Source organism: Pseudoalteromonas sp. NZS100_1, assembly GCF_015864285.1.
GTDB lineage: Bacteria > Pseudomonadota > Gammaproteobacteria > Enterobacterales > Alteromonadaceae > Pseudoalteromonas > Pseudoalteromonas arctica.
Window position 1 is genome coordinate 58,033 of record NZ_JADYXN010000017.1, and the last position, 20,737, is coordinate 78,769.

Annotated in this window: 19 protein-coding genes; 9 read left to right on the forward strand and 10 right to left on the reverse strand. The window is 39.3% G+C overall.

Annotation, left to right across the window (positions count from 1 at the left end):
* Positions 1-18 precede the first annotated feature (18 nt).
* The 6 genes from I6F66_RS12620 to I6F66_RS12645 form a co-directional block, all read right to left on the reverse strand.
* Positions 19-747: an SDR family NAD(P)-dependent oxidoreductase gene (locus I6F66_RS12620; protein WP_010554366.1), complete on the reverse strand. Its 729-nt coding sequence runs from the start codon at positions 745-747 to the stop codon at positions 19-21.
* A gap of 21 nt (positions 748-768) precedes the next feature.
* Complete coding sequence (locus I6F66_RS12625; protein WP_007586440.1) at positions 769-1,257, reverse strand: peptidylprolyl isomerase; 489 nt, start codon at positions 1,255-1,257, stop codon at positions 769-771.
* A gap of 66 nt (positions 1,258-1,323) precedes the next feature.
* Positions 1,324-2,793, reverse strand: a complete 1,470-nt coding sequence (locus I6F66_RS12630; RefSeq protein ID WP_197176650.1) for a LysM peptidoglycan-binding domain-containing protein — start codon at positions 2,791-2,793, stop codon at positions 1,324-1,326.
* Between the two features lie 55 nt (positions 2,794-2,848).
* Positions 2,849-3,871, reverse strand: coding sequence for an MBL fold metallo-hydrolase (locus tag I6F66_RS12635; RefSeq protein ID WP_165741618.1), 1,023 nt, complete (start codon positions 3,869-3,871; stop codon positions 2,849-2,851).
* Between the two features lie 63 nt (positions 3,872-3,934).
* Complete coding sequence (locus I6F66_RS12640) at positions 3,935-4,240, reverse strand: cell division protein ZapA (RefSeq protein ID WP_007586447.1); 306 nt, start codon at positions 4,238-4,240, stop codon at positions 3,935-3,937.
* A complete protein-coding gene (locus tag I6F66_RS12645; RefSeq protein WP_007586448.1) occupies positions 4,240-4,470 on the reverse strand; it encodes a hypothetical protein in 231 nt (76 codons plus the stop codon). Before I6F66_RS12645 ends, I6F66_RS12640 begins: the two co-directional genes overlap by 1 nt.
* Positions 4,471-4,708: 238 nt before the next feature.
* Between I6F66_RS12645 and I6F66_RS12650 the strand changes: the two genes are divergently transcribed.
* A complete protein-coding gene (locus I6F66_RS12650) occupies positions 4,709-5,548 on the forward strand; it encodes a 23S rRNA (adenine(2030)-N(6))-methyltransferase RlmJ (protein WP_121953748.1) in 840 nt (279 codons plus the stop codon).
* A gap of 107 nt (positions 5,549-5,655) precedes the next feature.
* Here the strand turns inward: I6F66_RS12650 and I6F66_RS12655 are convergent, their stop codons facing one another.
* From I6F66_RS12655 to I6F66_RS12665, 3 genes are all read right to left on the reverse strand, one after another.
* Positions 5,656-6,474, reverse strand: coding sequence for an META domain-containing protein (locus tag I6F66_RS12655; RefSeq protein WP_165741911.1), 819 nt, complete (start codon positions 6,472-6,474; stop codon positions 5,656-5,658).
* Positions 6,475-6,595: 121 nt separating this feature from the next.
* Positions 6,596-7,162 (reverse strand): alkylphosphonate utilization protein, encoded by a 567-nt coding sequence (locus I6F66_RS12660; protein WP_165741914.1) that lies wholly within the window; start codon positions 7,160-7,162, stop codon positions 6,596-6,598.
* A gap of 78 nt (positions 7,163-7,240) precedes the next feature.
* A complete protein-coding gene (locus tag I6F66_RS12665) occupies positions 7,241-7,990 on the reverse strand; it encodes an ABC transporter substrate-binding protein (protein WP_165741917.1) in 750 nt (249 codons plus the stop codon).
* Between the two features lie 150 nt (positions 7,991-8,140).
* Between I6F66_RS12665 and I6F66_RS12670 the strand changes: the two genes are divergently transcribed.
* The 7 genes from I6F66_RS12670 (at position 8,141) to I6F66_RS12700 (ending at position 17,426) form a co-directional block, all read left to right on the forward strand.
* Positions 8,141-9,406 (forward strand): EAL domain-containing protein, encoded by a 1,266-nt coding sequence (locus I6F66_RS12670; protein WP_197176652.1) that lies wholly within the window; start codon positions 8,141-8,143, stop codon positions 9,404-9,406.
* A gap of 2 nt (positions 9,407-9,408) precedes the next feature.
* Positions 9,409-10,023 carry a paraquat-inducible protein A gene (locus I6F66_RS12675; RefSeq protein ID WP_165739591.1) on the forward strand — a complete coding sequence of 205 codons (615 nt, stop codon included), beginning with the start codon at positions 9,409-9,411 and terminating at the stop codon, positions 10,021-10,023.
* Between the two features lie 94 nt (positions 10,024-10,117).
* A complete protein-coding gene (locus I6F66_RS12680) occupies positions 10,118-10,480 on the forward strand; it encodes a hypothetical protein (protein WP_306344997.1) in 363 nt (120 codons plus the stop codon).
* Positions 10,481-10,738: 258 nt separating this feature from the next.
* Complete coding sequence (locus I6F66_RS12685) at positions 10,739-12,115, forward strand: TolC family protein (protein ID WP_165739589.1); 1,377 nt, start codon at positions 10,739-10,741, stop codon at positions 12,113-12,115.
* Positions 12,105-13,652, forward strand: coding sequence for an efflux RND transporter periplasmic adaptor subunit (locus tag I6F66_RS12690; protein WP_165739587.1), 1,548 nt, complete (start codon positions 12,105-12,107; stop codon positions 13,650-13,652). The genes I6F66_RS12685 and I6F66_RS12690 overlap by 11 nt, the downstream gene beginning before the upstream one ends.
* A gap of 8 nt (positions 13,653-13,660) precedes the next feature.
* Entirely contained in the window at positions 13,661-16,780 is a 3,120-nt protein-coding gene (locus I6F66_RS12695) for an efflux RND transporter permease subunit (protein ID WP_165739585.1), read from the forward strand.
* Between the two features lie 190 nt (positions 16,781-16,970).
* Positions 16,971-17,426 carry a hypothetical protein gene (locus tag I6F66_RS12700; protein WP_166420441.1) on the forward strand — a complete coding sequence of 152 codons (456 nt, stop codon included), beginning with the start codon at positions 16,971-16,973 and terminating at the stop codon, positions 17,424-17,426.
* A gap of 181 nt (positions 17,427-17,607) precedes the next feature.
* On the opposite strand, the gene I6F66_RS12705 is transcribed toward I6F66_RS12700, so the two are convergent.
* On the reverse strand, positions 17,608-18,114 hold the full coding sequence (locus tag I6F66_RS12705; RefSeq protein WP_197178043.1) for a glycine cleavage system protein R: 507 nt from the start codon (positions 18,112-18,114) through the stop codon (positions 17,608-17,610).
* Positions 18,115-18,494: 380 nt separating this feature from the next.
* Between I6F66_RS12705 and I6F66_RS12710 the strand changes: the two genes are divergently transcribed.
* The gene (locus I6F66_RS12710; protein ID WP_165727118.1) at positions 18,495-20,729 is read left to right on the forward strand and encodes an ABC transporter permease subunit; all 2,235 of its coding nucleotides are present in this window, start codon (positions 18,495-18,497) and stop codon (positions 20,727-20,729) included.
* Positions 20,730-20,737 lie beyond the last annotated feature (8 nt).

Consider the following 20,737-nt stretch of genomic DNA (forward strand, 5'->3'; position numbering starts at 1 on the left):
TTACTCATTGGGCAGTATTCATTGCGCTGTGTAACCACCATCAATACTTTGTAGGCTGCCAGTAATAAAGCTGGCATCGTCGCTTGCTAAAAAGCTCACAAGGGCGGCAACCTCGTCGGCTTGACCTAATCGGTTAAGCGGTTGCAGACTTGCTTCCTCGGCAACTATTTCAGCTTTGTTTGCGCCACTTTTTGCGCAGTACGCATCTATCGCGTTATGAAATAGCGGGGTTTCTATTGTGCCAGGGCATACCGCATTTGCTCTAATATTAAAACCCGCATAATCAAGCGCTGTTGTTTTAGCCATTGAGGCAAGGGCATGTTTTGTTAGGTTATACGCAAAAGAGTTTTGCTTACCTATAATTGCTTGATCGGAAGCGACTAATATAATAGCGCCGCCATTTTGCGCTTTCATGCTTGGCAATACGCTTTGTATTGCGGCATAAGCGCCTTTAACATTAAGCGCAAAAAGTGCATCGAGAGTTTGCTCGTCGGTGCTTTCTATATTTGCGCTTAAGTGTTTTCCAGCATTAGAAACAAGTACATCAATACGTTTGCTTTGTTCACAGATAGCGTTGATACAGCTTTGTACCGCCGATACATCACTTACATCACACTGATGAAATATACCGATTTCGCTCAGCTCTATATCAAGGTTATGTACTTCATAGCCATTGTTTAGCAAACGCTTAACTACGGCTAAGCCAATACCTTTTGTACCACCTGTAACGACTGCAACTTTAGACATACTTACTTCCTTTATTGCTAACTAGTGAGAGTGACCACAGCCGCCTTCAGCGTGCACATGTCCGTGAGAAACTTCTTCACTTGTTGCTTCACGTACCGATATAACTTCAACGTCAAACGTTAGCGTTTTACCAGCAAATGGGTGGTTTAAATCACAATCTGCGTTAAAACGACCAACCTTAACAATAGTAACCTGATGACGACCTTGGTTAGAGCTAACCATTGCTGTCATACCAGGTTTCCATACTTTAACATCGCCTTGTAGATGCTTAAGCGGAATACGCTGAATTAAGTCATCAACACGCTCGCCGTATGATTCACTTGGCTCTAGAGTTACACTAAATTTTTCGCCAGCTTCTTTGCCTTCAAGTGCTTTTTCTAAACCAGGAAGCATGCCTTCGCTGCCATGAATGTAAGTAAGTGGCGCTTCGTTTGTGCTACTTTCAATTTGCTCGCCCGCTTCGCTAAGGGTGTAATGAAATTCAACTGCTGAATTTTTGCTAATTTGCATGCTTGTCTCTTAAAATAATAACTATGTTAGGGCGCAATTTTACGCGAAATATACTTGTTTATAAACTTAACGTGGCTGATTTAGTGTTTTTTGTAAATTTAGCAGAAAATCTTTTTTTGTTGGGGCTGCTTTTTGCTTTTCAGCCTGTGGTATAAACAGTACTAATTGAGTACCAGGCTTTAAAATGCTCGATGCAGAGAGTTTGTTCCATTTTGCCAAGTCGCTATGGGGTACATCGTAAAGCTGACTTATACTCCAAAGGCTATCGCCCGACTTAACTTCGTAATCTATTTCAATGGTGGGAATCGCAATCTCTTGGTGTTCTAAATAAGGGCTAATTTTGTAATCAACTGTTAATGTGCTTGGCAGGGTTTTAGGTTGTCCAACTAATAACTTTTCTCCAACGCCTATTAAATTATTATTTTTGTTATTAAGTTGTTTTAAAGCTTTTACCGACATACTAAAACGTCTAGCAATACCGTAAAGCGTGTCGTTTTGTTTAACGATGTACTCTCCAGCAAAGTTTGATTTAAAAAACTGACTTTTTAATAAGGCCTCTTGCCCTATAGGCAGCAGTAAAGTATGCGGCCCGTTAGGTGAGCTTTGATTTTTTAAATATCCCTGATTAATCGCGTGTAACTGCTTTGAACCTATACCAGAGAGCTTAGCGATGACTGAAAAGTCGAACTGCTGGCCTATATTCATCTGTGTTGTAAATGGCTTATATGCAAGCTTTGGGCATTTAATGCCCTTTTGTGGGTGCTTAACTAAATAGCTTAAAGCGAGTAACTTGGGTACGTAGTCGGCAGTTTCTTTTGGCAGACTGAGTGACCAGTAATCGGTGCTTTTACCGCGTTTTTTGTTTTTTTCGATTGCGCGTTTAACGCGGCCCTCACCACTGTTATAAGCAGCCAAAGCATGTAGCCAATTACCATCAAAGCGTTTATGTAAGTAGCTTAAGTAATCAAGTGCAGCATCGGTTGAAGCAAGTACGTCTTGGCGACCGTCGTACCATTGGTCTGACTTAACTCCAAAGTGATGCGCTGTTGCGCCAACTAACTGCCAAACACCAACAGCTTGCTGTGATGAGGCTATCGTTGGTCTAAAATCGCTTTCTACAAATGGTAGTAAAGCGAGCTCCATAGGTAGTTGCTTTTGCTCAATTTTTTTTACGATATGATACAGGTAAGGCGCTGCGCGTTTACTCACAGTTTGTAAGTAGTTAGGTTGCTTTGCGTACCAGCTGATACGCTTTTTTAACGCGCGATTTTGATAAACCGTAAAGTGTAGATTGTTGGCTATATGCACCCACAGATCGGTGGTTTTTGGTGGGCGCTTTTTTACGATTGTTTTTTTGAATTGAAGTGGCGTAACGTGCTCACTAACTTGGGGCGTTTGAGCTACTTCATCATCAATATCATAAGTATAGTCAGGCTCAAAATGAGTAAATATTTGTGGAGCTTCTTGTGGTTCTTGCTCCGTTGATTGACAACCAAATAACAAAATACCCAAACAACATAAAACCAAACTGCGCATAGTGATCACTTTTGTGAATTCCTTTTATTATTTTAACACAATCCGTTGTGTTGAGTTATTCTGCGCTTTTTGCGCGATTTAGGCCAGCTTGTAAAAAGAAGTTGCTCGATTTTATATTAAGCGCTTCTTGTTTATAAGGCTCAATAACTGATTCAGGAAACGACAGCATTAACTGCTCAATACTTTGATCTTTATTGTTTTTAACGTGCTCTGTTATGGCTGTTAAAAATGATAGAGGCTGTTTCAGCTGCTCTTTTGTTAATGTACCGCCGTGCCCAGGTAAAATAATAGTGAGCTTTTCGTCGTTAATATATTGCTTAAGCAACGTTTGCCAACTTTTAAGTTCACCGTGTCCAGGGTAAGGAAGCCAGTCAACGATATCGCCACCAATCAGCACACTGCCATTATTAGTAGTAATAGTTAAATCACCGTTAGTATGGGCTTGCTGCGGCTCAATGGTTATCTCAAAACTACCAAGGTCGATAGTTTTATGATTATCGATTATTATTTTTGGTTCGCCAAGTTGATATTCTTGCCAGCGAAAAAGTCGTTTTTTTGCAAGCTCTAACTTATTTCGCCATTTAGCTTGCTCTTCTTTGGGCACATTCGCTAATCGTTGGTAGCTCAGCTCAATGCTCTTTTCATACGTGTCTAGCTTGTCGGTATATGCTGTTTGATAAAGGTTAAAATTTTTATTTACCTGCTGATGAACAATGAGCTTGGCATCAGGATAAAAATTTTGCATAACCGCCATACCTAGCAAGTGATCGTCATGGTAGTGGGTAGCCACTAAATAGCATAAGGGTGTTTTAAGGCGGTTCTTTAAATCTTCAGCAAGTTGTTCAACTGCAGCAAAATTGGCGCTCGTATCAACAAGTAGGGCACATTTCTCGCCTTCAATTAACATTTGGTTAGAGTCGTAAAAGCGAAGCTTGTCTTGTTGCTTTAAAAACTGAATATGAGGGTTTATTGTATTCCAAGTGACGGCAGCATAGGTGCTAGGTACTATTGATAATAAAGTGCATGCTAATAGTAAGTGCTTACATGAAGAGGCTATGTTTGAAAGTTTTAACTTCATTTATTATCTCTACGCTGATGTTTAATTACTTTAATAATAAACAAAAAGCGCAGTATGCGCTTTTTATTTTTGGTGTTTGGGGTCATTTGCCAAATGCTGACTGAGTTTATCAATCATTTGGTCTTGATGCTGTTGCTCAACTGTAGCCTGTGTTTTTGCTTCTAGCAATTCGTGGCTTAAGTTTAATGCTGCCATTAGTAGGGCTTTTTGATCGTTTCTAACGGTTGAGCGTTGCTTCATTTGCTCAACTAAGTCATTTAGATTTTTAGCTGCTGCTATTAATGCATCTTCCTGCCCTTCAGGGCAAGCAAATTGCTGCTCTTTACCTAGCAACTCAACAGTGACCCGCTGGTTTTGCAGCTCAGACATTAGCTAGCCTGTTGTGCGCTTTGTAACTTATCAAGAAGACCAGATAAAGTAGTGCTGGCATCTTTTTGCTTTTCTTCATTTTCTAAAGCTTCAAGTTGTAGCAATTCGTTGTCATCGCTTAGTTTAGTGTTCTGTTCTTTTAAAGTAACAACATCTGTTTGTAATTGGTTATTACGTTCGATTAAAGAATCGATCAGTTGTTCGAGTTGTTGAAGAGTAGTGTTATTCATAAAGGCGCTCATATAACTGTAATTAATGTCATGCAAATGTAAAGCAAAGTGTGTTGATTTGCCAGCATTTACGGTGGTTTTAGCTGATTTTTCTTTTGCGTTAAGGGATAATTCAGCATATGGGCTTTTTCATTCAGAAATGGTTCACTTAAACACTCTCTTATCTTGGTGTAAGTTGCCAAAGCCTAGTGCTTATGGTTCACTTACGATATTAAATTGCGTATGGCGAAAATAAATAATGCTTAGTTACAGACACTCATTTCATGCGGGTAATCCTGCCGATGTACTTAAACACTTAGTACTGGCACAAGTGCTAAATTATCAAACAATTAAAGATAAACCGCTTGATTATATAGACACACATTCAGGTGCTGGCTTTTTTGAACTTGCAGCTGCCGATGCGCAAAAAACGCAAGAGTATCAAGATGGTATTGAAAAACTTTGGCATCATAAAAGTGAGCATGCTGAGCTTAATGAATACATTGAATTAATTAAGTCATTTAACGACACTGACGAACTTGCGTTTTATCCAGGTTCACCAAAAATTGCAGAGCACTACTTACGCCGCCAAGATAAGGGTTGGTTTTTTGAACTGCACCCGCGCGATTTATTATTACTTGAAGAAAACATGCAAGGTAAGCGATCTATTCGTGTACGTGGAGAGGATGGTTTTGCAGGCTTAGTTGGTTTGTTACCACCAGCATCTCGCAGAGCGTGTGTATTAATTGATCCTCCATACGAAATTAAAGATGACTACGAAACGGTTGTAAAAACCTTAGTTAAAGCTCATCAGCGCTTTGCTACAGGTACTTACATGATTTGGTATCCGGTTGTTGATAGAGAACGCATTGATAATATGGAGCAGGGCTTAATTGATTCAGGAATGCGCAACATTCAGTTATTTGAATTAGGCACTGAAGCCGATACTGATGTACACGGTATGACAGCATCGGGCATGATTGTAATTAATCCTCCATGGAAGCTAAAGCAAACAATGGATGCAATAATGCCTGAGCTTGTTGGTTTGTTAAGTGAGCCAAGTGGTTTTTACCGAAGTGAACAACTCGTTGATGAGTAACTTTAAATAGCGCTTATAACGAATAATAAAATGCCCAGCTTTGCTGGGCATTTTATTTAAAATCAATACGAATGTGTTAGGTAATATTTATATAAGGGAGCTAAATATTAATTAAAATAAACCGCACTAAAAGTAGCAAGTGTATTACCGCGACTGTTTTTAAGTTTTAGTGATTCACCTGTTATTTCCCACTTTGAAGTTTTGCTAAGTACGTCAGACATAGCCGCTTCTTGGCTCATATTATCCGAGCACATCTTTTTTGTACTTGCTAGCTGACTAAGTGTAATTGTTTGCTGCTCGGTACTATAGCTTCCGCTAAAATTATTACAGCCTAAAAAGCCATTAACGCGGTGGTCTTTATTGAACTGAATGAATGGTTCTTTAGTTGTAACATTCACAGTTTGAGCATTTATTGTTATTGCTTTCCAGTAAGTATTTGTGATTGTTACATCGGGTTTTTGAGTCGACACTTTTGAAAGCTCAATTTTATAGGGGGTAGTTAACTGTGATTCTGCAAACGGGTCATGATTTGTTGTACTTGTGTAAAGCACTTTGTCTTTATTTATAATTCTGGCGCTTAGGCTATAGCGATGTTTATCGCTAATTTTGCTGGCATCATAAATTAGCTCAACGGTAAATGGCGGGGCTTGGGTTACATCAATCACTTCTTGTGTGATTATATCGGCTTTTACATCCATTTTAGATACATTGGAAAGCGTAACTATTAATTGCGAGCCAGGGCGAAGCATACTGCGATCTTTGTAGCTAGCTTGGATAGTAAGGCTGGTTATTGCTTCTGCAATTTCTGTGTTTTCAGTCGATTTAGTTTGCTCACCGCAGCCAGTTACTGCAAAAGCGCTAAGCGCCAATAAGCCAATCCCTGCAACTGCTTTTTTACGCGAAGATACTGCTTGATGCTTTTCCATGTTGGTTATCCTTACTCAATATTATGTCCTTAGTGTATTACCTAGTTACTTAATCATTCCTTAACTTATTTTAAACATAAAAAAAGGCGCATTAGCGCCTTTAATAATTAAAAACAAACGATTATTTTTTAACAAACTTAGTTAAAATAACAATGCGCTGGCCGTCAACTCGCCCTTCAATATGTTCAGGGTTGCTGGTTAGGCCAATATTACGAACAGCTGTTCCACGTTTAGCGGTAAGGCTACTGCCTTTAACGTCTAAGTCTTTAATTAGGGTAACAGTATCGCCTGCTTGAAGAACTACACCGTTGCTATCTACATGCTTTAAATCGTCATCTTCGGCAAGTGCTTTTTTAGCCCAGGTTAGCGTGTCTTCTTCAAGGTAAATCATGTCTAGCGCATCTTGTGCCCAGCTATTATCAGGCGCTAAACGCGAAAGCATTCTGTAAGCTACAACTTGTACTGCAGGAGTTTGGCTCCACATGCTATCGTTTAAACAGTGCCAATGTGTAGGCGTTATTTCGCTGTTATTCTCGATTTGATCTTTACATGTTTGACACGTGTAAATACATTTATCTGAGTGGGTTTCAGTTACCGGTGGTACTTCATAAACAGATAAGTTCTCGGTGGCTGCACACAATTCACATTGATTATTACTACGTTCGATTAAGGCTTTTTCAATACTCATGGGGCTCTTTCTGATTCTGGTCGAGTTAACATTTGCTGCTATTATACTCCAAAACACGAGCTCTGCGCCATTAGTCCCTTAATTTTGTGTGGGTATATTACTCATATACTTATCTTCAATACTTTTTATATATCCTTGAGCATGAAGGTTTTTAATTGCTAGGTTTATTTGGGGCAATAATTCTTTATGTTTGCTTAATAAACGAATTCTTAAAAAACCATGGGAATGCTGTGCGCCAAAGGCAATGTTTATCTCTAATTGCTTTGCCCAATAGAGCGCAGTTAACTTACCTACTAGTGCAGCTTCTACACGGTTTCTTGAGAGAGCGGTCATAAGTTCTTTCTCGGATGGAAAGTCAACGCGCTCAAAGGTGTTGTCATTAAAGTAATAGTAACCTAGTACTGTTCCTATATATTTGCCCTTTAAGCTATCGGCGCTTTGCCAGTTCTGGGCATTTTGAGGCAAGGTAACAATCATTTCTGTGGCATAAATAAGGGGCTCTGAAAAAACATAGCGAGAGTCATTTCTCTCATCCTTTGGGAGCCATTCTAATGAAATAACATCAAAATCGATTATTTCATCTTGTAAATATTTGGTAATACGCTTTGTGGGTAGGTCGATATGAGAAGCTGCAATATTTGCATCATCGAGTGCTTTTTCAATAATTTCGGGTAATACACCAGGCTTTTCTGGATCATTTGTATAATATGGATAATGACTACCTGACGCGCTAACATTGTATTTGAGGGGAGTAGGGTTAATGCTGGCATAGCTAAAAAATACAAATAGCAGAAGGCTCAGTACTAATAACCGAATAAAGTTAGCCAAATCTCTACCTTTTATATTAATATTTTTATATTAGTGTTGTGTAATTTTAACATTTTTGCAATGACGACTATGTTTATCTTATGCGAGTTGCATTAAAGTACACATATTATTGGCTGTTTTGCCATCTCTTATTTATAGGTTTAGAGCCAAGTGAAATTAAATAACATACCTGATGAGGTACAAAAAATAACTCAGTTTGTCGCGCGGCAACCTATTTTTGATATAGACCAGAATGTTTTCTCGTACGAACTGCTTTATCGAGACTCAGCCAACAATGCGTTTCCTGTGGGCACTTCTGATGTGCATGCGACAAGCCGCCTGTTTTTTAATGCATTAATGTTGGTAGGTTTAGATAGACTTACCGCGCATCATTTAGCTTTTATAAACTTGTCATCAGAAACTATTCTCGATAACTTTCCCAAACTTTTATTGCCAGAAAATAGTGTTATTGAAATAGTAGAGCGCACGGGCAATATTCCTGCGGTTGCTGAGCGTGTGCAAGAACTTAAAAAAGAAGGGTATGTTTTTGCACTTGATGATTACGATGGCGATCCAAAATGGGAGCCACTATTAGCACATGTTGATTACATAAAAATTGAGATAGATGATCCGGTTATTAAAACCAATATGCGCATTAAAAAAATAAAACGCGCAAATCCACATGCAAAAATAATTGTTGAACGAATAGAGACGCATGAACAATTTAATATATTAAAATTGGCAGGCTGTGATTTATTTCAGGGGTTCTTTTTCTCTCGCCCAGAAATGATTACGTATAAAGGTGTAGAGCCTTCAAAGTTAACTGTTTTTGATCTATTGCGTTTTACAGCAAAACAAAAACTTTGCTTTAAAGAAGTTCATCAACGAGTGGCCAGAGATGTAGCCATAACAGCCAGGGTTTTAAAGCTGGCTAACGCGCGTTCAGGAAAAGCAAATTTAGTTATTACTTCTATTTCACAAGCGGTTATTTATTTAGGTGAAGATACAATAAGGCAATTTGTTCGTGTATTAGCAATTAGTGAGTTGGGGGTCGAAAAACCAAGCGAATTAACTAAGCTTGCTTTAACGCGGGCACAATTTATGTCGCTTATTTTAGAGCAAAATAATAAAGAGCTGACCGAGCAAGGGTATCTAGTGGGTTTGTTCTCGGTGCTTGATGCTATTTTAGATGCTGATTTAAAAGACATAGTTAAAGAGTTTACCTTAGATGCAGCTATATCTGATGCGTTACTATTAGAGAGCGGCATTTTAGGAAACTGTTTATCGCTTATAAAAGAATTTGAATTAGATAATGTAGATGAAGCTATGGTCCATTTGGCCAACATAAACTCAGAGCTACACATTGGCGATATATTTAATTTTTTACTGGATGCTGTTTTATACAGTGACGACATTATTGAGGCAATAGCAGAATAAATATGCGTAATTGGTTGTCGGTTATAAGTGTAGTGGTTGCTCTTTGTTTATTGTTTCCTGGTATTACAAAACCAGTATTAACAATAGAGGGCAACATAGATAAATCAAAACTAGCGCAAGCGGGTATTGAAATGCTGGCTGAAGAGGGCGATGGTCGAACTCGCAGTATGCTAATGATGTTCTCGAACATGCTAGGGCTTGATAAGTTAGAAGGTGAGATTAGCGCCTATAACAAAACACAAAGTATTTTAGGCACAGTTAAAGAGCTTGCTAGCAATAATAATTTATTTGTAGCCGCTTTAGTGGGGTTGTTTTCTATTGTTATTCCAAGCTTGAAGCTGCTATTACAATTGCTTTATTGTTGCCTACCTTCGAATGGGTTTAAGCAAAAGCTCGGTCTGGTTATTTGTGCATTAAGTAAGTGGAGCATGGTTGATGTATTTGTTATTGCATTAATAGTGACTTACTTAGCAGGTAACGCCCATGGTAAAAGTGGTGAGCTACTTGTTATGAATGCACAATTTGGTGAAGGGTTTTGGTATTTTAGCGCATATTGTATATTTGCAATTATCGCGAGTAACTTAATTAAAACACCTGATAAACCGCAGTCTACATAATTAAAGTATTTGTGGTTGCCGTTAGGTTACCTTACAATCATTTTAAAGTTTATTAAAAGGCATAATGTTGCAACGTTTTTACTCTAGTTTACTCATGATAACTTTACTGCTCACTTTTGTGGGTCAGGCAGTTGCGTCTGTAGCTATGGTATGCGAAATGCCACATATGCCAACTAAAACAGCAATGCATGCCCAAATGCCAATGACACAAAGTAGTGATGCAACAGCTGTCGCTAGCATGTCTGAAAATATGATGCAGATGGATTGTTGCGACGACGAAAGTACGCCACAAAATGACTGTAAATGCCCTATGAGTGGCTGCGCTGCTAACTCAATGCTTAATGTTGATACTTTATTTAGCGTTACTTTACTTGAATCTGAAAAAGTAAATGTACGTGTATTTACTACACAAATTAGTATACCTCGTTCACTCTATCGCCCTCCTATGTCTGCTTAATAGCAGGATAGGTGTAATATCAATTTTATTGAAAACATGCTCATTCTAGCGAGTTAAATTACTCTCTAACTGCGTTAAAAATTACTTATATAAAGCAACTATACTGCGTAATTTTTTCCTTGTTATAGAGCTATTTCCCTACCGCAATAATAGATCATTAATTCAATGCAATTGATATAAAAGGTTTTTGTAAAACTCCTAAACACCTTTTTTGCTTCCTAATTTAAGATTTTCTTTTATTTTTAGATGGAGCAGATGATGAACCACGCTGTAAGTATTAAAGTCGTATTATGTAGTGTTGTGTTATTTAGCACCGCTGTGAATGCGCAAAACAATCAAAATAACCTAAATACCGAAATACTAAAGCAAACTAGTAATGAGCAAACGCTTAGCTTAACGCAAGCGCTTAATTATGCGCTAACGCATGAGCCATGGCTAAAAGCGAGTGGCTACCAAGAAGATGCAGCAATAGCGCAAAGCATTGCTGCAGGCACCTTACCCGATCCTGTTTTAACGGTTGGCTTACTCAACTTACCTACTAACGGTTATGCGTTTGATCAAGAAGGGATGACGCAGCTTAAAGTTGATTTGAGCCAAAAGTTTAGCCGAGGGAATAGTTTAGCGCTTAGACAAAAAGCATTAGCACAGTCTGCTCAACAATACCCTTGGCAGCGCGCCGATCGCTTAGCACAAGTAAAAGCAATTGTGATTGAGTCGTGGTTAAACGCGTATCGTGCTCAGCGAAGTATTGCTTTAATTGAGCAAGATAAAGGGCTATTTACTCAACTTATTGACATTACCGAAGCAAGCTACGCAAGCACCTTAGGTAAAACACGTCAGCAAGATATTATTCGTGCGCAATTAGAGCTCACCCGTCTTGAAGATAAGCTGGTTATGCTTGAGCAGCAATTTGAAAGTGCTAAAAACCGTTTAGCACAGTGGTTACCTATGAATATGCTTATGCAGCCTTTAAATACTGAGTTTACTAAAACCACAGGGCTGGTTGATTTTGCGAGCCTTGAATTTGATGAGCTAATACAGTTGCTTATGGTGCATCCCGCAATTATTGCGATAGATAAAACCGTAACGGCAAAGCAAACCGAAGTTGCGCTCGCTAAGCAAAGCTACAAACCTCAAATGGGCGTTAATGTGGGTTATGGTTACCGAGATGATACCCCGATGGGTGAGTCGCGAGCTGATTTACTCTCTGTGGGGTTTAGTATTGATTTGCCATTGTTTACTGATAACAGACAAGATCAACAGGTTAAATCGGCTATTGCTAGTGCAGAAGCTACTAAAACACAAAAGCTGGTGGCGCTTCAAAAACTCAAAGGCATGTACTTTAAGGAGTTTAGCCAACTCGCTCGTTTGCAAAAACGCGATGCGCTTTATCAAAATACGTTATTACCGCAAATGTCAGAGCAATCTCAGGCAACACTAAATGCTTATACACGCGACGACGGAGATTTTTCTGACGTGATGCGCGCGCGCATTAGTGAACTTAACGCCAAAATTGATGCACTGAATATTCAAGTAGATCAACATATTATTACCGCCCGCCTTAATTATTATGCAAGTAGCTTAGACCCCCAAGTAATGAGCGAGCAAACTGGAGAATTACACAATGAATACTAATTTAAAGTTACTTGTTGCCGCCTTAGTTGGCGCAGGCGCCTTTGGGTTAATAGGCGGCTTAGTAATGCAGTTTTTACCTAGCAACTCGGCAATGAATGAACAACAAAGCGCTGACAAACAGCCCTTATATTGGGTAGCCCCTATGGATAGTAATTACAGGCGTGACGCGCCAGGGCTTTCGCCAATGGGAATGGATTTAGTACCTGTGTATGAAAACGCTAGCAACGCTCAGGATGGACCAGGTGCTGTAACTATTTCGCCTGCAGTAGTTAATAACTTTGGTGTAAGAACTGCCAAAGTGCAGCTTAAAACACTTCACAGCGATATAAATACTGTGGGTTATGTGCAATATAACCAAGACCAACTTATTCACATTCATCCGCGTGTAGAAGGCTGGATTGAAAGTTTATATGTTAAAGCACAAGGCGCAGAAGTTAAAGCCGGTGAGCCTTTATATACATTGTATTCACCACAATTGGTGAACGCACAGGAAGAGCTTTTATTGGCAGTTAATCGTAATAATACCGTGTTAATTCGCGCTGCAAAGGCGCGTTTAGAGTCGTTAAATGTGTCTGATGGATTTATCGAGCGCTTACAAAAAAATAAAAAGATAATGCAAAATATTACTTTTTACGCAAAGCAAAATGGTGTGGTAGATGAGCTAACAGTACGAGAAGGCTTTTACGTTAAACCAGGCACATCAATGATGAGTATTGCCCAGCTTGATGAAATTTGGGTAGAGGCAGAAGTGTTCGAGCGCCAATCAGAACAAGTGAGCGTTGGTTTGCCCGTTACAATGACGCTTGATTACTTAAAAGGTCAAAAGTGGGAAGGTAAGGTTGATTATATTTACCCCGCGCTTGATGCTAAAAACCGGACTCTGCGTGTAAGGCTTAGGTTTGAAAATGTAGATCATCGGTTAAAACCAAATATGTTTGCACAAGTGAGCATTCACGCTAAAGCGAGTAAGGCGCAATTTACAGTCCCTAAAGAAGCGGTAATCCGCACGCAGCATCAAAACCGTGTGGTTATTGCATTAGGTGAGGGGCGTTTTAAATCGGTAGAAGTTGAAGTTGGGCAAATTAATAGTAATGAAGCGGTCATTTTGTCAGGTGTAATGACAGGTGACACGGTAGTTACTTCAGCGCAATTTTTAATAGACTCTGAATCGAGTAAAAGCTCCGACTTTAAACGAATGGAAATGCCTAGTTCTAGTATTAGCTCAGGTATGAGTTCTGTTTCAGGCTCGAATATGAACATGGATATGCAGCCACAAAACGCCACGATTAACGGCACTATTAATGCCATAGATATACAAAATCGCATTATTAATATTAGCCGAGAAGCCATTGAAAAATGGAATCGAGAACCCGCCACAATGGACTTTGTATTAGCGCCAGATATTGATATTAGTCAGTTTGAAAATGCCCAGTATATTAATTTTACTTTTAGCATTATTAACGATGAATTTGTAATTACTAAAGCGCAAAACGCAGAGCCGATTGATCATTCTACTATGCAACATAGTTCTCACTAGGAGCCATTATGATAACTGCCATTATTCGCTGGTCTGTTAGCAATCGCTTTTTTGTGTTGTTGCTTACATTAATTTTACTGGGTGGAGGATTGTTTGCGGTAAAAAATACTCCCGTGGATGCCTTGCCTGACTTATCTGATGTTCAGGTCATTATAAAAACCACTTATCCGGGGCAAGCGCCGCAAGTAGTGCAAGACCAAGTTACATTTCCGCTCACCACAGCAATGCTTTCTGTGCCGGGTGCACAAACTGTAAGGGGTTTTTCGTTTTTTGGTGACTCGTACGTTTACGTTATTTTTGACGAAAAAACCGATTTGTATTGGGCGCGTAGCCGAGTACAAGAATACCTAAGCCAAGTAGCAAGTAGATTACCCGATAGCGCTACGCCAGAGCTTGGCCCTGATGCAACCGGCGTAGGTTGGATTTATTTATACGCACTAGTTGATAAAACAAATAAACACGATATTAGTCAGCTACGAAGCTTACAAGATTGGTTTTTAAAGTTTGAGCTACAAACTGTGCCCGGTGTATCTGAAGTGGCTGCTGTTGGTGGCATGGTTAAGCAATATCAAGTCAATGTAGAGCCTGATAAATTACGCGCATATGGTATTCCGCTTAGTCTCATTCAAACGGCTATTCAACAAGGCAACCAAGAGATGGGCGCCTCAGTAGTTGAAATGGCTGAAGCAGAATACATGGTAACAAGCACCGGCTACATTAAGAGTGTTACCGACTTGGAAGCCATTCCGCTTGGCGTAAACGCTAATGGTACTGCGCTGCAATTGCGTGATGTAGCTGATATTCGAGTTGGACCGCAAATGCGCCGTGGTGTAGCAGAGCTAAATGGCGAAGGTGAGGTAACCGGCGGCATTGTTATTATGCGCTATGGCGAAAATGCACAAAAAACCATTGAGCTCGTAAAAGCAAAATTAGAATCGCTTAAAAAGGGATTGCCAGAGGGTGTTGAAATAGTCCCTGTGTACGATCGCTCCAACTTAATAAATAACGCGGTAGATAATTTAACAAGTAAGCTAATTGAAGAGCTTATTGTAGTTGCCTTAGTGTGTGTGGTGTTTTTGTTTCATGTGCGCTCATCGCTGGTGGCGATTATTACGTTACCGCTTGGGATTTTAACGGCATTTATAATTATGTATTGGCAGGGGATTAACGCCAATATTATGTCTTTAGGAGGAATTGCAATAGCCATAGGGGCAATGACTGACGGTGCTATCGTCATGATTGAAAATATGCATAAACATATGGAAAAAACGCCCCTTACCAACGAAAACCGCTGGGAAGTTGTGGCTAAATCGGCGAGTGAAGTGGGTCCTGCATTATTTTTTAGTTTATTAATTATTACCGTCAGCTTTATGCCGGTATTTATTTTAGAAGCGCAAGAAGGACGTATGTTTGCGCCACTCGCTTACACTAAAACCTATGCTATGGCAGCGTCTGCTGGGCTTGCGATTACCTTAGTGCCGGTATTAATGGGTTACTTTATTAGAGGTAAAGTCATTTCGGAGCAAAAAAATCCAGTTAACCGATTACTCGTCGCAGCGTATCGTCCACTACTTAACTGGGTGCTTAAATTTCCAAAAATGACATTGGTACTCGCGGTGGTTGTTTCTGTTATTGGCTTTTACCCGGTAAATAAAATAGGCAGTGAATTTATTCCGCCACTCGATGAGGGCGATTTAATGTATATGCCCACAACGTATCCTGGTTTATCGGTAGGTAAAGCGCGCGAAATACTACAGCAAACCGACAAGTTAATTGCCACAGTACCCGAGGTTAAAACAGTATTTGGTAAAGTTGGGCGAGCAGAAACTGCAACAGATCCTGCGCCGCTTACAATGATAGAGACGTTTATTCAGTTAAAACCAAAAGACGAATGGCGCGAGGGTATGACTCTTGAAAAACTTAAAAAAGAACTCGACGGTTTGGTTAAGTTTCCAGGGCTAACTAATGCGTGGGTAATGCCAATTAAAACACGCATTGATATGCTCGCAACCGGTATTAAAACTCCCGTGGGCATTAAAGTTGCGGGACCAAAGTTGAGTGAAATTCAAAAAATTGGTCAGCAAATAGAAGTGCTATTAAAAGATGTGCAAGGCACCGCATCGGTTTACTCAGAGCGAGTAGCCGGTGGACGTTATATAAAAGTAGATATAAATCGTGAAAAAGCCGCGCGTTATAGCTTAAACATTAGCGACGTACAGCAAGTTGTATCTACTGCAATAGGTGGTACAAACGTAACACAAACGGTAGAAGGGCAAGAGCGTTATCCTGTTAATTTACGTTATCCGCAAGCATACAGAGACTCGCCAGAAGAGTTAATGCTGTTACCTATTGTAACTCCTACAGGGCAGCGTATAGCACTTGGTGATGTAGCCGATGTATTTATTGAAGATGGACCGCCTGGTATAAAAAGCGAAAATGCACGTTTAAACGGTTGGAGTTTTATTGATATAGATGGCGTTGATATTGGTACTTACGTTGAGCACGCTCAGCAAGTGCTCGATAAAGACCTAATACTACCTGCTGGCTACTCAATTACGTGGGCTGGGCAGTATGAATACATGCAGCGCGCTAAAGAAAAACTGACTTATGTATTACCACTTACATTAGCGATTATTATTGTATTGCTTTACCTTAATTTTAGAAGCTTTGCTGAGGTCACTATTATTATGGCTACGTTGCCACTGGCAATGATTGGTGGCGTATGGCTAATGTATTTAGAGGGCTTTAACTTTTCAGTTGCAGTAGGTGTAGGCTTTATTGCCTTAGCCGGTGTTGCGGTAGAAATAGGGGTCATTATGTTGGTGTATTTAAACCAAGCCTATCAAGAAAAGTGCCTCGAAGCAGAGCAAGCCGGAAAACCGCTTAGCTTAGTGCAATTACAGCAAGCTATCATTGAAGGAGCAGGGCTTCGAGTACGCCCGGTTATGATGACTGTCGCGACAATTATTATCGGTTTATTACCTGTACTTTATGGCACGGGCACCGGAAGCGAAGTAATGAGCCGAATAGCAGCGCCTATGGTTGGCGGTATGGGCAGTGCAATTGTACTCACCTTACTTGTTATTCCTGCGGTTTACCTACTATGGCGCAAACAAGGACTTAAATAATAAGGCTATAGAGCAATGCGTTAACTACCCACGCATTGCTCTATAAAAATTACCTATAATTTGTAAGTTGTTCTATTAAATAGCTTGTTATTACTCATATTTAAATTAACTAACTGTTTTTAAATAGCTTTTTAATTGGCACGCTTTACGCAATGTATTATCTATACAGTCAACTAAGTAAGGAATGCACATGCAAGTTAAAACAATTAAAGAGGTATACGATTGGACCGTTTTGTTTCATACGCAAATGGCGGCTAATTTTTATAGCGTAAAGGATTTACTCGATGAACATAACGCAATGCTGGTGGACTATTACCTAAATTACGAAAAAAAACTCGCTGAAGATTTAGTTGGCTTTAAAGCTATTACCGAAATTAATACGCTTGATACGTACAGCTACGAATATTTTGCTAAAAATCCTGAGTTAATTACTTTTAAAGATATTAGCAAAGATCAAAAATTTGATGAGCAAGCTATTCAAGGTTACTTATCAGAGCAGCATCAAAAAGTAATTGAGTTATATGAGTACCTACTTGAGCGAGCTGAAACCGAAAGTGGGCAAGAAAAGCTTCAACAAATACTAGAGCTTGAAAAGCAAGGCATTAAACAAATGATGCAAAGCACTAATCGACATATGGATATGTAGCTTTATAAAAGAGCGGGATTACTGAGTTTATCTTGCTCTTATTAGCTTTAAGGTCGTTATTTAAAATAGCTGATGCTTGCATCGGCTTATTTTATGTCTGCGTTAAATAATCTGCAGAGCATTTTGATAAAATTAGTTAGAATGAGATGCGTGTCAGCAGAGTGACACGCAAAAAGGGAGGTTAAACTTCTTCTGTATCTACAATCAAATCGCTTGTGATTGATTCCAGCGCTTCAATCACTTCATCTTTGTCTATGCCTTTTGGTAAAGTTACGGTCGCAACAGCGCTAAAAATAGGCACTCCCCAATTAGGCGCACTTTGCTGCCTTGAATTTAAATGAGTAATGTTAGCGCCTTTGTGGCGTATTACACTTGCCAGTTCTTGCACAATACCAGGACGGTCGTTGCCTGTTATTACTAAATTAATTTGCTCTAGTGTTGATGGTTCAACTTCAGTGTTTCCGGTTTCAATACGAACGTCTAACTTAGGTAACTTATTTAAAGCACTCTGTAATGATTGAAAATGCTCCTCAGCAACTTCAAGTTGAATAATACCTGCAAAATGACCTAATAAATGGCTTAAGTTACTGCTTAGCCAGTTACCATGATTTTGTAATACGACTGATGAGATGCTCTCTACTAAACCAGGGCGGTCTTGCCCTAAAATAGTTATAACCAACTGCTTCATAAATAATTCTCTTTTTAAGCCCAAAGAAAGTAAATGCATAGGCATTAAGTATGTTGTCTAATTTAAATTGTGTGTTGTTGCACTTTTTATAAATCTTTGATTATAAATTAAAAAAATGAATATAGTTGTGTTGACTATACGCAGTATTAATAGTCATTATTATTTACTAAGTACTCTTTTAGTATTGACCTCGATAAATACTTTGTCCAATTATTTTATAATTTAGTTCACTTATAAATCACCTATTTGAAGCTAATTTAGACTTTTCCCTCGTTAGTTTTATTTAAAGCTGTTTTAGAGTGCTTATTATTACTGCTGTAACATTACTGTCATCTTGATGAAATATAATTTATGCAACGTTAAGATTTAAGGGTGTTTTGATGACTTCAAATCCGAATAAGCCGACTTTTAATACGGATCGAAGCCGTCTATTTAAAGATCGGTTTGCCAAGTTTGGCATAACCGCAGGTGGGATAATGGTATTGGTAGCACTGCTATTAATATTCTTTTACCTTCTTTATGTAGTACAGCCAATTTTTGAATCAGCAAAAGTAGAAAAACGCGATAGCTTTCATGTTGCTAATTCACAGCAAATAGCAGGCTTAGGTGTAGAAGAGCAAACTGAAGTTGCTTATTTACTCAGTCAGCAAGGTCAGGTTGATTTTTACAGTGTGCAAGATGGCAGCTTTGGTAAAAAGCTTAAAACATTAAACGCCGAGCTACCAAGTGATGCAACAAGCTTTGCAACAAGCGCGCCTTTTCAAGGGCATTATGCGTTTGGTTTAGAAGATGGCACCGTAATGGTTGTTGCACCTAAATTTTTAGTTACCTTTCCAAATAACGAGCGTAAATTAACACCTCGCTTAGGTTTTCCTCTAGGGGAAATGGCTTTAGAAGTAGATGAACAAGGTGCAGCTATTAAACGCTTTGCATTTAGTCACTATGAAGACAAAACAGCGGTTGTAGCTCTTACAGAAGATAAGCGTGTATTATTTAGCAGCTTTATTGCTGAAGAGAATATGTTTACCGGTGAAGTAGAGTGGGTTGTTGAGCGTACAGAACTTGATGTTAATGGACGTGTAGACGAATTATTAATGTCGCCAGATACAACACGTACTTTTGTACGTTCTGCTAATCAAGTGTATGTATACGATACGCGTGACCCAAGTGATGTAGAGCAAATTCAGTTGCTTTCGGCTAACGAAGAAAATGCAAATATTGTATCTGCACAACTGCTAGCGGGCGCAAACTCACTCATGCTTGCTAATGATAACGGTGAGGTTTCGCAGTGGTTTGAAGTAAACACTGACACAGGCCGTGAATATCAAAAAATTCGCTCATTTGAAACAACTAAGCAAAGTAAATTAAATGTATTTACTGAGTTTTACCGTCGTACTTTTTTTACTACCGGCAATAATGGTGAGCTAGGCGTGTACTACACAACCAGCGAAGCAAAACTTTGGCAGGGGAAAGTAAGTGAAGGCGCAATAGAAAACTTTGCAATTGCACCACGTTCAAATGCTGCGTTAATTTTAGCGGATAATAAGCTAACAGTATTAGACATTCATAACGAGCACCCAGAAGTTACGTGGTCAGCACTTTGGCAAGAAGTGTGGTACGAAGGTTACCCAGAGCCAGGTTATATTTGGCAGTCAACATCAGCCAGTGACGACTTTGAATCTAAGTTTTCACTTGTGCCAATTTCGTTCGGTACATTAAAAGCAGCACTTTATGCGATGTTGTTTGCTGTACCAATCGCGCTTTCGGCGGCTATTTACACGGCATACTTTATGTCGAGCAAATTACGTAAAGTGGTTAAGCCTACCGTTGAAATAATGGAAGCATTACCAACCGTTATTTTAGGTTTTTTAGCGGGTCTTTGGTTAGCCCCATTAATAGAAGAGCACTTACCTGCCATTGTTGGGTTACTCATATTATTACCTTTAGGTATGTTAGCGACAGGTTTAGCCTGGACTAAATTACCAACAAAAATACGCCATAGAATTCCTGATGGTTCGCATTCAATCATCCTTATTCCGGTCGTTTTACTTATTGGTTGGTTTTCGTTTGCTATGAGCGAATTTGTTGAACTTTGGATGTTTGACGGCAATGTACGTCAGTACTTAACAAATGAGCTAGGTATGACATTCGATCAACGTAACTCGCTTGTTGTAGGTATTGCGATGGGTTTTGCGGTTATTCCTACTATATTCTCAATTGCAGAAGACGCGGTATTTAGTGTTCCAAAGCATTTATCAAATGGCTCATTAGCATTAGGTGCGACGCAGTGGCAAACACTAATACGTGTTGTATTACTAACAGCAAGTCCAGGTATTTTCTCTGCGGTAATGATGGGACTTGGCCGAGCAGTTGGTGAAACCATGATTGTACTTATGGCAACCGGTAATACACCGATTATGGATTGGAGCATTTTCCAAGGTATGCGTACGCTTGCAGCAAATATTGCAGTTGAAATGCCAGAGTCAGAAGTAGGTAGTTCGCACTATAGAATATTATTCTTAGCAGCCTTTGTATTATTCATATTCACATTCATTTTTAACACAGTCGCTGAGTTTGTTCGCCAGCAACTGCGTGAAAAATACAGCTCAATGTAAGCGGAGAG

Coding starts and splice junctions, on each gene's coding strand:
- I6F66_RS12640 (WP_007586447.1), bottom strand. CDS start 4,240: ATGTCTGAGCTGCAAAACCAGCGGGTCACTGTTGAGTTGCTAGGTAAA.
- I6F66_RS12690 (WP_165739587.1), top strand. CDS start 12,105: ATGAATACTAATTTAAAGTTACTTGTTGCCGCCTTAGTTGGCGCAGGC.
- I6F66_RS12710 (WP_165727118.1), top strand. CDS start 18,495: ATGACTTCAAATCCGAATAAGCCGACTTTTAATACGGATCGAAGCCGT.
- I6F66_RS12645 (WP_007586448.1), bottom strand. CDS start 4,470: ATGAATAACACTACTCTTCAACAACTCGAACAACTGATCGATTCTTTA.
- I6F66_RS12650 (WP_121953748.1), top strand. CDS start 4,709: ATGCTTAGTTACAGACACTCATTTCATGCGGGTAATCCTGCCGATGTA.
- I6F66_RS12630 (WP_197176650.1), bottom strand. CDS start 2,793: ATGCGCAGTTTGGTTTTATGTTGTTTGGGTATTTTGTTATTTGGTTGT.
- I6F66_RS12675 (WP_165739591.1), top strand. CDS start 9,409: ATGCGTAATTGGTTGTCGGTTATAAGTGTAGTGGTTGCTCTTTGTTTA.
- I6F66_RS12625 (WP_007586440.1), bottom strand. CDS start 1,257: ATGCAAATTAGCAAAAATTCAGCAGTTGAATTTCATTACACCCTTAGC.
- I6F66_RS12695 (WP_165739585.1), top strand. CDS start 13,661: ATGATAACTGCCATTATTCGCTGGTCTGTTAGCAATCGCTTTTTTGTG.
- I6F66_RS12660 (WP_165741914.1), bottom strand. CDS start 7,162: ATGAGTATTGAAAAAGCCTTAATCGAACGTAGTAATAATCAATGTGAA.
- I6F66_RS12680 (WP_306344997.1), top strand. CDS start 10,118: ATGATAACTTTACTGCTCACTTTTGTGGGTCAGGCAGTTGCGTCTGTA.
- I6F66_RS12700 (WP_166420441.1), top strand. CDS start 16,971: ATGCAAGTTAAAACAATTAAAGAGGTATACGATTGGACCGTTTTGTTT.
- I6F66_RS12705 (WP_197178043.1), bottom strand. CDS start 18,114: ATGAAGCAGTTGGTTATAACTATTTTAGGGCAAGACCGCCCTGGTTTA.
- I6F66_RS12620 (WP_010554366.1), bottom strand. CDS start 747: ATGTCTAAAGTTGCAGTCGTTACAGGTGGTACAAAAGGTATTGGCTTA.
- I6F66_RS12685 (WP_165739589.1), top strand. CDS start 10,739: ATGAACCACGCTGTAAGTATTAAAGTCGTATTATGTAGTGTTGTGTTA.
- I6F66_RS12655 (WP_165741911.1), bottom strand. CDS start 6,474: ATGGAAAAGCATCAAGCAGTATCTTCGCGTAAAAAAGCAGTTGCAGGG.
- I6F66_RS12635 (WP_165741618.1), bottom strand. CDS start 3,871: ATGAAGTTAAAACTTTCAAACATAGCCTCTTCATGTAAGCACTTACTA.